Below are 14,148 nucleotides of genomic sequence, written 5' to 3' on the forward strand. Positions count from 1 at the left end.
TTACCCCACCATCCTTGCTAAATAAACAAATGTGAAAATGAATATCCAAACAACATCAAGAAAATGCCAATATAAGCCAATAATAAAGATCTTTCTTGCAGTTACTGGAGTGATCCCGCGTCGTAGAAGCTGGATAATAATCAAAATAGCCCAACCAATTCCTAAGCTTACGTGTGCTCCGTGCGTTCCTAGTAAGACGAAAAAGCTAGATAGGAAGGCGCTGGTTTGCATGGTTGCACCTTCATGAACATAATTAGCAAACTCTGAAACTTCCATAAAGATAAACCCTGCACCAAGCAGCAATGTGATAAGCAGCCAAGTCAATAAGCCCTTCAGGTTGTGACGGCGCATTTCATAGATTGCAAGACCGCAAGTGAAACTACTCGTTAACAATAATATCGTTTCAATTAAGACATCCTTTAGTACAAAGATTTCCTGTGGAGTAGGTCCTCCTGCAGTTCGACCAGCAAGGACCGCATATACAGAAAAGAGGGTAGCGAAAAGGACGATTTCTGCCCCTAAGAAAATCCAAAATCCGAAAATATTTAATCTGCTTTGTTCTAATTGATATTCTAATGGTAACGTTGTATCGAGTTTAGCTGACATGATTATTCACCTCTTTATCAACCTTTTTCCAATTTCGTTCCGTCTTGATTATTTCGTCTACCCGAACATGAAACCCATCATTATAATCAAAAGAACGATAAATGAGTCCAGCGATGATGCCTATTGCTGCAATGGCTGCAGCGATGTTCCATTCAAATACAAGAAAGAATCCAGCAATACCAAACACCACACACATAAAAAATGGTAGACCAGAATTACTAGGCATATGGATTTCTTGATACTCTTTTTCATTTACAAATAGATCTTGTTTATTTTTTTTCATATACCAGAAGGCATCAAGTGAGTTTACTTCTGGTTGGATTGCAAAATTATAGTGCTGAACCGGTGACGCTGTTGCCCATTCTAAGGTTCGTCCGTTCCAAGGATCAGATGAAATATTACGATCCGCATATCGAGCACTCCAATAGATGTTATAGCATAAAGCCGCAAATCCGGCTGCTAAGATTAATGCACCAATGAAGGAAACCAAGAATAAAGGTGCATATCCAGATTCAACTGAAAAAGTGTAGGAACGTCGTACCGCTCCGTTTAGACCTAAGAAGAACATGGGTAAGAAGGTAATGTTAAAACCGATAACAAATAACCAGAAATGCCATTTGCCGATTTTTTCGTTTAGCATAAATCCAAACATCTTTGGCCACCAATAGTAAAGTCCAGCGAATACTGCAAATACAACGCCAGGTATCAACACATAATGGAAGTGTGCTACTAGGAAAAGAGTATTATGGTATTGATAATCTGCTGCCCCCATGGCAAGCATGACACCAGTAATACCGCCAATCATAAAGCAAGGGACAAAGGCTAGTGCCCAAAGCATCGCAGTTGTAAATTGAATTCTCCCCTTCCGCATCGTAAACAACCAGTTAAATATTTTCACTCCGGTTGGAACAGCGATAAGCATCGTGGTAATAGAGAAAACTGAGTTAACGCCAGGTCCAGCACCCATTGTAAAAAAGTGGTGCACCCAAACCAACATACTTAGAATGGCGATCCCGACAATGGAGAAGACCATTGATTTATATCCATACAAGGTCTTTCGGGAGAAGGTTGAAATGACCTCCGAAAATATACCAAAAGCAGGAAGAACCACAATATATACTTCAGGATGTCCCCATAACCAGAAAAGGTTGGCCCAAAGCATATCCATTCCACCACCAGAAAGTGTGAAGAAGTGTGCCCCAAAAATACGGTCAAATGTCATTAATGCAAGTGCTACTGTGAAAATCGGGAAAGAGGCTACAATGATGACAGAAGTGATGAAAGACGTCCATGTGAACATAGGCATTTTCATCAAGGTCATCCCTTTAGTCCTCATCTTTAAGATAGTTACGATAAAATTGATCCCCGTCATCAAGGTTCCGATTCCGGCAATTTGGAGCGCAACCGCATAATAGTTATTTCCAATGCCTGGACTAAACTCTTTTCCAGCTAAAGGAAAGTAGGAGGTCCAGCCTGCATCTGGTGATCCACCTATGACAAAGGAAATATTAAATAGCATAGCACCACAGAAAAATAACCAGAAGCTTAAGGCATTTAACTGAGGGAAAGCAACATCACGTGCCCCAATTTGTAAAGGAATGATCATGTTCATTAAACCCATTAGCATCGGCATTGCCATAAAAATAATCATAATGACACCGTGGGTGGTAAAAATTTCATTATAATGCTGTGCATCTAAAAACTGCATTTCAGGTCTAGAGGTTTGAACTTTCATTAACAAACCGTCAATTCCACCCCGGAAAAACATTAATACACCAGCAAGAATGTACATAATCCCTATTTTTTTATGATCAACGGTGGTAAGCCACTCTGTCCATAACCAACGCCATTTTTTAAAGTAGGTTATTCCTGCGACAACCCCAACCATAGATAATAGAATGGCTATTTGAGATCCAATAATTAAAGGTTCACCATCCAGCATAAAGAATTCTTTCCAATTAATGTTCATCCTGTTCACCTCCGCTGTCTTGATTCATACCGCTCATATTGCTCATTTCGTTTTTGTTTGCGCTATCTTTTTCTTTGAAAATCTTCCCTTGGTACCCGTGAACTTTATAAAGCTCCGGATTTGTAAAGGTTTTTGAATCCATATCGGCATGATTCACCCATGTTAAATGCGTATTTGAGTAGGTTAAGCGCCCTAAATGGGTTGGTTTCAATAATTCACTATATTTAGTTTCAGATAGTTTAGGAGCCGTTTTCTTCACATCTTTCACCCATTTATCAAAATCTTTTTGGGTTTGTGACAATACTTCAAATTCCATATCTGCATAACCTTTTCCGTTAAAGTTCGTGTTGCGACCTAAATAAGATCCAGGGTGATCTGCCACAACATATAATTGTGTCTCCATTTTATTCATTGTGTATTTTTGTCCAGCTAAAGCAGGTACCCAGAAGGATTGCATCGTACCTGCAGATGTTAATTTAAATAGGACAGGCCGATCTTCTGGAATATTGACATAATTAATCGTCTCAATGCCCTGTTCAGGATAGCTAAAAATCCACTTCCAGTCTGCGGAAGTAACATGGATCGTGATTGGTTCCTTATTTTCATAGCCTTTAGGTACTTTTTCTAGGTCATAAATCGTTTTTACCGTTGGGATTGTTAATGCAACGACAATTAAGATTGGAATCGTGATCCAAATGATTTCTAGCACTGTACTGCCGTGTTCCTCAGGTGCTTCATAATCCTCGTTGGCAGGAGTAGCGCGATATTTCCAAACTATGTAGGCAAATAATCCGAAAACAACCACTACGATAATTACCATGAAAACAAGTGACCAGTTAATTAAATCTAAAATGCTCCGAGCAACTGGACCCTGCGGGTCAAATACAACCATATTGGTTTCGCATCCGCTTAATAATAATAGCGGGACGACGGTAAGTATTGAAAACAACCAGGTTTTTTTCAATTTCATACTTTCTGCTCCTTTCAGTTGTTAAATGATGTTTTATTATTAAAGTCAAAGTTTATGTTTATAATAATTATCATCGAATAATTATTATTTCTACTACAAACAAGATGATAACATAAAAAACCAGTAACATTTGATCAAACTTTGACTATTTTGTGACGAAAATAAGAATGATGATTTATCCAATTGTGGTTTTTTTTGTAAATATGTTTATTAAAGATATGGCTCTGTTAAACAATTCTGTTGATTTCCGCTGCAGGCACTCGCTTTCAGCGGGGCGGGCGGTGAGCCTCCTCGGCGCTAAGCGCCTGTGGGGTCTCACCTGTCCCGCTGCTCCCGCTGGAGTCTCGCGCCCTCCGCTCCAATCAACAGAATGCTCACAAATCAACATTGTTCTTTAACAAAGCCAAAGATATAATAAATTTTATTGGTGTGTTGTTAGGAGGGATTAGATGGAGAAGATTACTAGTGACGTTTTTGATTTCTTTGATATAAATTGGGGGCATGTTCAAAATTATTTTATTTCTTTAATATTGACGGGTGTGATCACTTACTTTGTTTTACGTATGATACGGATGTCTATTCATCAGTTTTTTAAAAGGACTGATCTAATAGAAGAGAAGAAAGAAAATACGATCGAAAGTGTTGTAAGGAATACATCTAACTATGTTTTATTTACTTTAGTTTTAATTGCCGCGATTAAACCATTCGTTATTAATTTAAAAGAGTTTATCATGGCAGGGGGAATTATTGCGGCCATTGTTGGTTTTGGGGCACAAAAGTTAATAAATGACCTTCTAAGTGGGATTTTTATTATTTTTGAAAGGACGGTCCAAAAAGGGGATTTTGTCCACATTAATGGGGAAATAGAAGGGGGAACCGTCGAAGAGCTAGGCTTCAGGGTGATAAAAATTAGGTTAATAAATGGAAAGCTGGTCACAATATCAAACGGAGAAATTCGAAAGCTAGTCAATGGCTCTGTTGAAATGCGACGCGTTTTCGAAAGTGTGATTGTTTCTTTTAATGAAAACCCTGAAAAGGTTAAAGTGGTGCTACAGGAAGTATGTGAAGAATTAAATGAACGGCATAAGCCATATTTGTTAGTGGATAAAATGGTGGGGGAATTCAAAGAAGAATACCGAGTATATGGATTACATTCTTTAGATGTAAGTCCTTTAGGATACAAATTTTCCATTACCGCTACCGTCAAGGACACAGATTACATAACAGCAGCACAGGAAGCGAAGCAATTGCTTGCTCAAACTCTGTATGATCATAAAATTGTTTTGCCTGCTCAGCAAGTTGTCCTACAACGTGAACCCCAATCTTCAGCAATAAAGTGAAAACAGCTGCCATAACAAGGGCAGCTGTTTTTTGAAGGATTATGATGCTTTTTCGATTTTTACATAAGCTTTCTGAGGTTTAAACTCGCCTTCCCATTTGGAAATAACAGCAGCGGCAAGTGAGTTTCCAACAACGTTTACAGCGGTTCTCGCCATATCAAGCACTCGGTCAATTCCGGCAATAAAGGCTAGTCCTTCAACCGGGATTCCAACCGTTCCGAGTGTGGCAAGTAAAACAACAAATGATACTCCAGGTACACCGGCGATGCCCTTTGAGGTAACCATTAATACTAGCATTAAGGTAATTTGTGAACTGATTGGCATATGAATACCATACATTTGGGCAATAAACAAGGCTGCTATTGCTTGATACAAAGTCGATCCATCAAGGTTAAAGGAATATCCAGTGGGAATGACAAATGAGGTAATCGATTTAGGGCACCCGAAGGCTTCCATTTTTTCAATCAATTTTGGTAACACCGTTTCCGAACTTGCTGTACTATAAGCGAGAATCAATTCGTCTTTCAACAATTTTATCATGTTTAAGAAAGGGATACCGTGTAATTTTGCAATGCCCCCAAGTACAACAAAAATAAAGAAAAACATGGTAGCATATACAACTATTATAAGTTTTCCAAGTGGGACAAGTGAACTTATACCAAATTTAGAAACCGTAACTCCAATAAGTGCGAACACTCCAAATGGAGCAAACTTCATTATTTGGTTTGTGACAAAAAACATCGCATCGGCAGTTCCACGGAAGAAAGCTAAAACTGGTTTTCCTTTTTCTCCAATTGCCGCAATACCTAAACCGAATAATACTGAAAAGAAAATAATAGCAAGCATGTCACCGTTCATTAAGGATTGAAAGATATTTGTTGGAACAATATTTACAAATGTATCGATAAATTTATGATCTGCAACAGCTGAGGATGTTTCCATGTATTTCGATATGTCTCCTTTTGTTAAAGAGCTCATATCAATACCTTTGCCAGGCTTAAATATATTCGCAGCAGTTAACCCAACAAAAATTGCAATCGTTGTAACGATTTCAAAATAAAGAAGCGTTTTTCCTCCCAGTTTTCCAAGCTTTTTCATGTCACCTGTACCTGCAACACCTACAATAATACTGGCAACAACAATAGGGATTACGATCATTTTAATGAGACGAAGGAAAATATCGCCTATTGGTTGTAAGAAGGTTTCAATTTGTGGGTTACCAAAAAAGATCGCCCCAACTCCAATACCTAAAAGTAAACCAATTAAAATTTGAATGGCTAATCCATACTTTTTCATATTATCACTTCCTTTTTAATGTTATATAAGAATATATCGTAACAGAAATTTCTTGATTTTCAAATGCAGGATTTGGAAAAGTTATCTCATTGAAAATTCAGAAAATACAAGCTTTTTTTCAGTTTTTGAAGGAGTGGATGCATTTTTGATATGATTTATCCATATTATCGTAATATAGTTTTAAAAATATTTAAATAGTAAAGTTTATTCCATTTTTTTTGATGTGAATTTCCAAAAATTAAAATTGTGACTATTTTATGCAAATTTAAAAAATGAATAATAGTCAGCAGAAATAGCTCTTTTTATATGTATCATTCACTGATTCTGTAAAATTTTACACTGAGTAATTACATCCTTATGGTAGAAAATAAAACAAGGAAAAAGTATATTTTTCTATCTTTACATTCAGAAAATTTTTAATTAAGATATGAAATAGATTTCGTTTAATCGACAAATTTCGCCATAAAACGACAAAAAATTCAACTTTGCTATCAGGAGGTAGACGATGGATCTGTTTAGGAAAAAATCAATATCGCAGCTTCTAGAACAATCAGAAGGAAAGGGTTCAACGCTAAAGAAAGATCTTGGCCCTTTTGATCTCACTATGCTAGGTATTGGGGCAATAATTGGAACGGGAGTTTTCGTTCTTACTGGAGTTGTAGCGGCCGAACATGCTGGGCCAGCACTTATTTTATCATTTGTTCTTTCAGCAATGGCATGTGTCTTTGCAGCGTTATGTTATTCTGAATTTGCTTCTACAGTTCCTGTTTCGGGAAGTGCTTATACCTATAGTTACGCTACGTTTGGCGAGTTATTAGCATGGATATTGGGATGGGATTTGATTTTAGAATATGGGGTAGCCTCATCGGCAGTAGCTGCCGGTTGGTCAGGGTATTTTCAGGGTCTATTGACCGGAGTTGGTATCCACCTTCCTACTGCAGTTACAAGTGCATTTAATGCAGAAAAGGGGACTTACGTTGACTTACCGGCTATTATCGTTGTTCTACTGATCACTTTCCTATTAACAAAAGGAATCAAAAAATCAGCTAAATTTAATACTATAATGGTGCTTATCAAGTTGGCTGTTATTGCCCTATTTATTGGTGTTGGGTCATTTTATGTTCAGCCAGAAAATTGGACTCCATTTATGCCATTTGGGTTTTCAGGTGTAGCAACCGGCGCAGCCACGGTGTTTTTTGCATACATTGGATTTGACGCTGTATCAACAGCTGCTGAAGAGGTTCGTAATCCCCAGCGGAGTATGCCAATCGGAATTATTGCCTCTTTAGCGATTTGTACAATTTTATATATCGTCGTTGCCCTGGTTCTAACTGGTATGGTTCCATACACTATGCTTGGTGTTAACAATCCAGTTGCATTTGCATTACAGTATATTCACCAAGATTGGGTTGCTGGATTCATCTCATTAGGTGCGATTATAGGAATTACAACTGTTTTATTAGTAATGGTTTATGGACAAACGAGATTATTCTATGCAATGAGCCGAGATGGATTGCTACCAAGCATTTTTTCACGTGTGAATAAAAGAACACAGACTCCGGTTTCAAATAGTTGGATTACCGCAGGAATGATTTGCTTTTTCGCTGGCTTCGTACCATTAAATAAATTAGCTGAATTAACTAACATAGGAACACTTTTCGCTTTCATTGTCGTATCTCTTGGGGTTTTGGTACTAAGGAAAACACAACCCAACTTAAAGCGAGCATTTAAAGTTCCTTATGTACCCTATGTACCTATTCTGTCAGTGCTGTTCTGTCTCTATTTAGTATTACAGCTTCCTGTAACAACATGGATTGGTTTTGTTGTCTGGTTATTAATCGGATTAGGGGTGTACTTCACTTATGGACGGCAGAGAAGTAAGCTAAATGTCAATCAAAAAAGTGAACGAAAAGTTGGTTAATCGAGATGCCTAACTCATTTAGAGTAGGCTTCTTTTTATATGTCGAATGAGCTTTTTTTTTCTACCTTTTCTTTTGGTATAGAGCTTATCCAATAGAAATATGAATATAAAGGGGCCACGATAATATTAGGAAGGAGAGGGTAAAAATCATTAATTGGAAGGTTCGCTTTAGTAATTTGAGTTGGGTTTTTGCACTTTTATCACAAATCATGCTGATGGTTCAGATGGTGTTATCAGGATTACATTCAATGGGGGTAACTGAATTTCAATTGACAGATGATTTTAGAAGTAATGTCCTTTCCTTTGCCAATACAATTTTTGTGATTTTTTCCTTTTTTGGCATCATTCAGGATCCCACAACAAAAGGGTACCGTGATAGTGTTCATGCTTTGACCTATGAAAAGCCAAAATAATAATTAAATAGGTCAACGGCTGATGATCTGTAGTCATCGGTCTTTTTTAACTATTGCGAATTGAGTGTATTTTAGAAATGTATCCAAATTTCGAAACTTTTGAGAAATATTTGTGAGAGCTTTTTTAAATATTTTTGTTGAATAGCAAAAAATGTTTTTACAAATATTTGGGATTGAATTTATAATTTAAGACAGGGTTAAATTTTGTCCCACTAAATAATACTCACACAATATGCTCCGAGTCAGACTACAGAAAGAAATACCCCTTCCAGGTATCATCACTTCAGTAAAATCCTGCAAAGTCAGTCAAAACATAACTTCCCTTTTAAATAATTTCAACATGGGTAGTTAAATTAAAGTATTTAAAACTTCTAACATTACATTAAACTCCAAGGATCACTTTCTTCAATAATAAAATCTATAACTTACCTATGTGTATTCGGATTCTTTTTTAAATGATGGGGAATGAATGCGCTTAAATAAAGCCGGTTATCGAAAAGGAGGTGAGGTTCATGTGAGTAAATACAGAAAAGGAACCCTTGGACTTTAAGTTTGGATGACCGAAGTCCAAGGGTTATTAAGCTGGGGTGTACCAACTTATTGTTTAGTATACCCCTTTTTAAAAATGAATGGAATGTTTGGTTTAAGGAAAGGGGAAAAAACGATGATATTTGAAAAGTATGTTATAAATCCCAAAACCGTATTGATAACAGCAGAGTTTGATCAAAAGGGACATTTGTTTTCAAGAGTAATCGAAGGTAAAAAAACATTCATTGTGACAATGCATCCAAAAGCCCTAGTCGATTATAGCCTACGTTATTATTGTTCAAGTCTAAAAGGTGCTTTAGAAGGGTCTCGATCGATTTTAGGTAACATCAGTATGCAGCCTATTATGATTAATACTCAACTAGATATATGTTGGTTCCCGTGTTTTTCACCAGAACGAAATGATTGTGTGTGGTTTTCGCTGACACATATTGTCAATACTGAAAAGCTAAGCTTAAAGCAAACAATCGTAAACTTAAATTTTGGTCATAATATCATGCTTGATATGAAAAGGGAAAGATTTGAAAATAAGCGACAAAGAGCTTCACAGTTAAGGTATATTAGTTCACAAAGAACGAAACGGCCAGCAATATTTTACCTAGAGCCTAAAAAAGGGATACAACTAATAAAAGAACAAGGAAATACAAATTTTATTGTTACATTTTATAAAAAGGAGTAACTAGAAGGCAGTTATTTCAAATTCATTTTATGAAAATCCTGATAAATGAACAAAACACACTATAGGAGCTTGTAAAATTTGGGGAAGATTCAAGAGTATTTTTTTAACTTAGGCTCTTCCCCGTTTATTTCATTGCCAATATATAGTAGAATTGTTATATTAGTCAAAAAATTCTTATATTTCTAATTTCAACTTTATAATCAAAACACAAAACTAAACTTTGATAAATAAAATCTTGATACTAGAATCATAGAAAGCTCTTTTTTTGCTAATTTCGTTTTTTATTTATGATTGGGGTGGAAGATGGATGGAGAAGGTGACATCATTAGAAGAGATTGCTAACCAGTATTTTCATGATGGTATGACCGTGATGATTGGAGGCTTTCTAGGAACAGGAACTCCAGAATTACTGGTAAATAAAATAATTGAAAAAGGAGTAAAGGACTTAACCCTTATTGCAAGTGATACTGCAATGCCAGAAAGCGGGGTAGGCCCACTTATTGTTAATAGGCTGATTAAAAAGGCAATTGTTACTCATATTGGTACTAATCCGGTTGCGAGTAAACAGTTAATGGACAAGGAGATCAGTATAGAATTTCTTCCGCAAGGCACTCTGCTTGAAAAAATCCGGGCAGGTGGTTCAGGTCTAGGTGGAGTACTTTCTCCAACAGGAATCGGAACAGTAGTGGAAGAGGGGAAACAAAAAATAAAAGTTGGTGACAAGGAATACCTCCTGGAACTGCCGTTAAGAGCAGATGTTGCCTTAATCAAAGCATACCGAGGGGATCGGTTCGGAAATTTAGTATATCGAAATACCGCAAGAAACTTTAATCCCGTAATGTCATTAGCTGCAGACATTGTCATTGCCGAGGTAGAAGAGTTGGTCGAAGTAGGCGAACTAGATCCTAATCAAGTTATAACACCTGGCATTCTCGTCAATAAGATCATTGTTCATGGAGGTCAAGGTAATGTCTGAATTAACCAAAAGAGAGATAATCGCTAAGCGAGTTGCCAAGGAGCTTCATGATGGAGAGGTTGTTAATCTTGGGATTGGAATTCCTACTTTAGTCAGCCAGTATTTGCCTGAAAATATCAATGTTTTACTTCAATCTGAGAATGGATTTATTGGAATTTGCCCTTTAAACGGTATCAAAGTGCCAGATCTTGTAGACGCTAGTGCCAGACCAGTTGGGATCATTCCTGGTGGATCAGTTTTTGATAGCGTTATGTCACTTGCATTAATACGTGGTGGACACGTTGATGTAACGGTATTGGGTGGCTTACAAGTGGATCAAGAAGGGAACCTTGCAAATTGGATGGTTCCTGGTGGGAAGACTGCGGGGATGGGTGGAGCTATGGATTTAGTAACTGGATCAAAAAAGGTGATCATAGCTATGGAGCATACCGCAAAGGATGGGTCTTCTAAGATTGTAAAAAGATGTACATTGCCCTTAACAGGGAGTCATGTCGTTTCAACAATCGTTACTGAGTTAGCTGTATTTAGTGTTACAGATCAGGGCCTTTTATTAGAGGAACTTCAAGATGGGGTTGATTTAAAAACTGTTTTGGTTAATACAGATGCAGAATTTATTGTTTCAAAATCACTCACGCACTGTGTATGAAAATTTTGTTTGGTTAAATTAGGAAAAACGCCCCAAATTACGAAGATTAACAACCTCAGTCTTGATATAATAAACTTAAAGAAAGTGCACCTTGAGAAGATAACATGTGGGAAGATCTAGAAAATTATTCTAGAAAATTTCATAACAGTGTGAGGTGGGGTTGAGAGTGAGTAATAGTAAGGCATTAAATTCGGGTTTTCTATTGTATCTAATTATTTTATTAGTTGCAGTCTATATCGCAATTATATACATAATTATGGACCCAACATCATTACCGTACATGGAAGCAAAAATAAATATGGACGGACTTATATTTGATATTTGGAAATATTTTTTTTATGCACACATAACTTTTGGATTAGTTTCCCTTGCACTTGGGCCATTTTTGTTAATTAACCGCAACGAGAAGACAGAAAAATTGCATCGGAATTTTGGCATTTTTTATGCTGCTACAATTTTTATTAATACTTTAATTGTCCCATACTTAGCCATTTTTGCCACAGGTGGGCTTCCAACTGGAATCGCTTTCCTTACTCTCGCTGTTGCGTGGTTTGCAACAACTTGGGTTGGAGTTTGGAGGATGATTCAAAAGGAATATCAATTGCACCAAGAATGGATGCTCAGGAGTTATGTCTTAACAATGGTTTTCGTAACATTTCGGATATTGGTAACCATCATTTCGATGTCATTTCAGGTTTCAAATGATGTAGCATTTCCAGTAAGTATTTCGCTGGCAATCGTAGTGAATCTAGTGATAGTAGAAATCTTAATTCGCAAAAGCCGCAGGAAATTAAATAATGTAAAAAATGTCATATCTTAAAAAACAGTCTGGTAACACAAGAAAAAACCCGGTCGATGGACCGGGTTTTTTATGTTACGGGGGTGTGCTTTAGCCTGTCTTTATATTAATTGATAAATATTAATAAATTATTAACAAATGATTAACGTTTGATAAATTATTTTTTTAGAAAAATAATAATTTCATATCTCTTAAAATATGATTATATATAGATTCTTTTTTGTATATGTAGTTTCATATTTAATTCCTACAGTAACAAATTTACAAGAGTTTCAACCGATTTCCAGATAATGTTTTCTCTTATAAAGATTCAGGCTGATTTTTGTGAGAGGAGACAAGATGTTTTCAATCTTTTGTCAGCTTATTCAGTTTTTTTTATAAAACTCAGTTGACTTATATGATAAATATGGTTAATATAAAAACAATCTTTCTTTTAATACCAAGTTAATAGGTAGGTTAAGTGATATATTGCTAAATTAATAATATTTGCCGATCAGAAAAACTGAAGGCTGTTATCTTTATGAAAAAAGATAGCAGTCTTCATTTTTTTTATAAAAAAGGCTGTGTTAAAGCTGAATGTTGATTTTTTGCACAAAGTTGATTGGAGTGGAAGGCGCGAAGACTCCTGCGGGAGCAGTGGGACAAGTGAGACCCCGCAGGAGCGTTAGCGACGAGGAGGTTCACCGCCCGCCCCGCAGAAAGCGAAGCGCCTGAAGCGGAAATCAACATTCTTTAACAGAGCCATAATTAAAGGGGAGAAAAAAATGAAAAATGGAAAAAATTTTTTATGGAAGCTGATTTTAATCTTAGCCGTGGCAATAGTGGCACTTGCTGGTTGCAGCTCATCACAAGAAACTAGCAAAAAAGTAGAGCCAAAATCTAGTGAAAAAGCAGAAAAAAAGGCGAGCGAAAAGCCAACCAAGAAAGATCCAGTTGAGATTTTAAATGTTTCTTATGATCCAACAAGGGAGTTGTACCAAGAATTCAACGCGGAATTTGCGAAGAATTGGGAAGAAAAAACAGGTCAGCCAGTAACGATCCAACAATCTCATGGAGGTTCTGGGAAACAGGCTAGAGCAGTAATTGATGGTTTAGAAGCTGATGTGGTCACATTAGCGTTAGCCAATGACATTGATGAAATAGCTGGTTTTAATGGCTTGATATCTAAGGATTGGCAAAAACGTTTGGATAATGATTCTACACCTTATACATCCACCATTGTGTTTTTAGTGAGAAAAGGAAATCCAAAAAACATTAAAGATTGGAATGACTTAGCCAAAGAAGGAGTATCTGTCATCACGCCAAATCCAAAAACATCCGGTGGTGCAAGATGGAATTACCTAGCAGCATGGGCTTATGCAGATAAAAAATACAACGGTGATGAGAAGAAAGTGAAGGACTTCGTCAGTAAAATATACAAAAATGTTGAAGTACTAGATTCTGGAGCACGCGGTTCAACAACCACCTTCGTTGAAAGAGGGATTGGGGATGTACTGATTGCTTGGGAAAATGAAGCCTATTTAACTCAAAACGAATTAGGCAAGGACAAATTCGAGATTGTGAATCCTTCGTTAAGTATTTTAGCTGAACCACCGGTTGCAGTAGTCGATAAAGTAGTAGATAAAAAAGGAACTCGTAAAGTGGCTGAAGCCTATTTAAAATATCTTTATACCGACAAAGGCCAAGAAATTGCAGCAAAAAACTACTATCGTCCACGGAACAAGGAAGTTCTAAAAAAATATCAAGACCAGTTTCCTAAAATCAACCTAGTCAATATTAAAGATTCATTTGGCGGCTGGAAAAAAGCACAGGAGAAACATTTCCAAGATGGTGGAACGTTTGATCAGATTTACCAACCCCAATAGAAAATGGTGATTCGAGGCTGAGTAAATTCATTAGGGCAGGACCTGCTATATAAGACATGATCGTCAGTCTTATATAGTGGGAATCATGTCCTTAATGATCAGCTTACGAACAAGCCTTTAGA

The 14,148-nt window shown here is 36.7% G+C and carries 12 protein-coding genes; 8 read left to right on the forward strand and 4 right to left on the reverse strand.

The genetic code is table 11. The annotated features are described in order from the left end of the window. Genes qoxC through qoxA form a run of 3 tightly spaced genes read right to left on the reverse strand, consistent with a single transcriptional unit; the run spans position 1 to position 3,545 of the window. Positions 1 to 606 carry a cytochrome aa3 quinol oxidase subunit III gene (gene qoxC, locus B1NLA3E_RS08580; RefSeq protein WP_015593449.1) on the reverse strand — a complete coding sequence of 202 codons (606 nt, stop codon included), beginning with the start codon at positions 604 to 606 and terminating at the stop codon, positions 1 to 3. Beyond that, positions 596 to 2,575 carry a cytochrome aa3 quinol oxidase subunit I gene (qoxB, locus tag B1NLA3E_RS08585; protein WP_015593450.1) on the reverse strand — a complete coding sequence of 660 codons (1,980 nt, stop codon included), beginning with the start codon at positions 2,573 to 2,575 and terminating at the stop codon, positions 596 to 598. Before qoxB ends, qoxC begins: the two co-directional genes overlap by 11 nt. Next, positions 2,565 to 3,545: a cytochrome aa3 quinol oxidase subunit II gene (qoxA, locus tag B1NLA3E_RS08590; protein ID WP_015593451.1), complete on the reverse strand. Its 981-nt coding sequence runs from the start codon at positions 3,543 to 3,545 to the stop codon at positions 2,565 to 2,567. The genes qoxB and qoxA overlap by 11 nt, the downstream gene beginning before the upstream one ends. Before the next feature lie 449 nt (positions 3,546 to 3,994). Between qoxA and B1NLA3E_RS08595 the strand changes: the two genes are divergently transcribed. Further along, positions 3,995 to 4,885 (forward strand): mechanosensitive ion channel family protein, encoded by an 891-nt coding sequence (locus B1NLA3E_RS08595; RefSeq protein ID WP_015593452.1) that lies wholly within the window; start codon positions 3,995 to 3,997, stop codon positions 4,883 to 4,885. Positions 4,886 to 4,924: 39 nt separating this feature from the next. Here B1NLA3E_RS08595 and B1NLA3E_RS08600 read toward each other — a convergent pair whose 3' ends face one another. Beyond that, positions 4,925 to 6,181, reverse strand: a complete 1,257-nt coding sequence (locus B1NLA3E_RS08600; protein ID WP_015593453.1) for a cation:dicarboxylate symporter family transporter — start codon at positions 6,179 to 6,181, stop codon at positions 4,925 to 4,927. 505 nt (positions 6,182 to 6,686) lie between these two features. On the opposite strand from B1NLA3E_RS08600, the gene B1NLA3E_RS08605 reads away from it, so the two are divergent. The 7 genes from B1NLA3E_RS08605 (at position 6,687) to B1NLA3E_RS08635 (ending at position 14,026) form a co-directional block, all read left to right on the forward strand. Next, positions 6,687 to 8,102, forward strand: coding sequence for an amino acid permease (locus tag B1NLA3E_RS08605; RefSeq protein ID WP_015593454.1), 1,416 nt, complete (start codon positions 6,687 to 6,689; stop codon positions 8,100 to 8,102). Between the two features lie 149 nt (positions 8,103 to 8,251). Beyond that, positions 8,252 to 8,515 (forward strand): phage holin, encoded by a 264-nt coding sequence (locus B1NLA3E_RS08610; protein WP_268870669.1) that lies wholly within the window; start codon positions 8,252 to 8,254, stop codon positions 8,513 to 8,515. Positions 8,516 to 9,179: 664 nt separating this feature from the next. Continuing rightward, complete coding sequence (locus B1NLA3E_RS08615; protein WP_187292164.1) at positions 9,180 to 9,740, forward strand: competence protein ComK; 561 nt, start codon at positions 9,180 to 9,182, stop codon at positions 9,738 to 9,740. A 307-nt stretch (positions 9,741 to 10,047) separates the two neighbouring features. After that, positions 10,048 to 10,716, forward strand: a complete 669-nt coding sequence (locus tag B1NLA3E_RS08620; RefSeq protein WP_015593456.1) for a 3-oxoacid CoA-transferase subunit A — start codon at positions 10,048 to 10,050, stop codon at positions 10,714 to 10,716. After that, complete coding sequence (locus tag B1NLA3E_RS08625; RefSeq protein ID WP_015593457.1) at positions 10,709 to 11,362, forward strand: 3-oxoacid CoA-transferase subunit B; 654 nt, start codon at positions 10,709 to 10,711, stop codon at positions 11,360 to 11,362. Before B1NLA3E_RS08620 ends, B1NLA3E_RS08625 begins: the two co-directional genes overlap by 8 nt. Positions 11,363 to 11,528: 166 nt before the next feature. Further along, entirely contained in the window at positions 11,529 to 12,182 is a 654-nt protein-coding gene (locus tag B1NLA3E_RS08630) for a DUF2306 domain-containing protein (RefSeq protein WP_015593458.1), read from the forward strand. 743 nt (positions 12,183 to 12,925) lie between these two features. Next, positions 12,926 to 14,026: a sulfate ABC transporter substrate-binding protein gene (locus B1NLA3E_RS08635; RefSeq protein WP_015593459.1), complete on the forward strand. Its 1,101-nt coding sequence runs from the start codon at positions 12,926 to 12,928 to the stop codon at positions 14,024 to 14,026. Positions 14,027 to 14,148 lie beyond the last annotated feature (122 nt).

This window comes from Bacillus sp. 1NLA3E, from assembly GCF_000242895.2.
Lineage (GTDB): Bacteria > Bacillota > Bacilli > Bacillales > Cytobacillaceae > Bacillus_BU.

What these genes read in the sequence shown, in the direction of transcription:
- B1NLA3E_RS08615 (WP_187292164.1), top strand. Translation starts at nt 9,180, where the DNA reads ATGATATTTGAAAAGTATGTTATAAATCCCAAAACCGTATTGATAACA.
- qoxC (WP_015593449.1), bottom strand. Translation starts at nt 606, where the DNA reads ATGTCAGCTAAACTCGATACAACGTTACCATTAGAATATCAATTAGAA.
- B1NLA3E_RS08620 (WP_015593456.1), top strand. Translation starts at nt 10,048, where the DNA reads ATGGAGAAGGTGACATCATTAGAAGAGATTGCTAACCAGTATTTTCAT.
- B1NLA3E_RS08605 (WP_015593454.1), top strand. Translation starts at nt 6,687, where the DNA reads ATGGATCTGTTTAGGAAAAAATCAATATCGCAGCTTCTAGAACAATCA.
- qoxB (WP_015593450.1), bottom strand. Translation starts at nt 2,575, where the DNA reads ATGAACATTAATTGGAAAGAATTCTTTATGCTGGATGGTGAACCTTTA.
- B1NLA3E_RS08600 (WP_015593453.1), bottom strand. Translation starts at nt 6,181, where the DNA reads ATGAAAAAGTATGGATTAGCCATTCAAATTTTAATTGGTTTACTTTTA.
- qoxA (WP_015593451.1), bottom strand. Translation starts at nt 3,545, where the DNA reads ATGAAATTGAAAAAAACCTGGTTGTTTTCAATACTTACCGTCGTCCCG.
- B1NLA3E_RS08595 (WP_015593452.1), top strand. Translation starts at nt 3,995, where the DNA reads ATGGAGAAGATTACTAGTGACGTTTTTGATTTCTTTGATATAAATTGG.
- B1NLA3E_RS08635 (WP_015593459.1), top strand. Translation starts at nt 12,926, where the DNA reads ATGAAAAATGGAAAAAATTTTTTATGGAAGCTGATTTTAATCTTAGCC.
- B1NLA3E_RS08625 (WP_015593457.1), top strand. Translation starts at nt 10,709, where the DNA reads ATGTCTGAATTAACCAAAAGAGAGATAATCGCTAAGCGAGTTGCCAAG.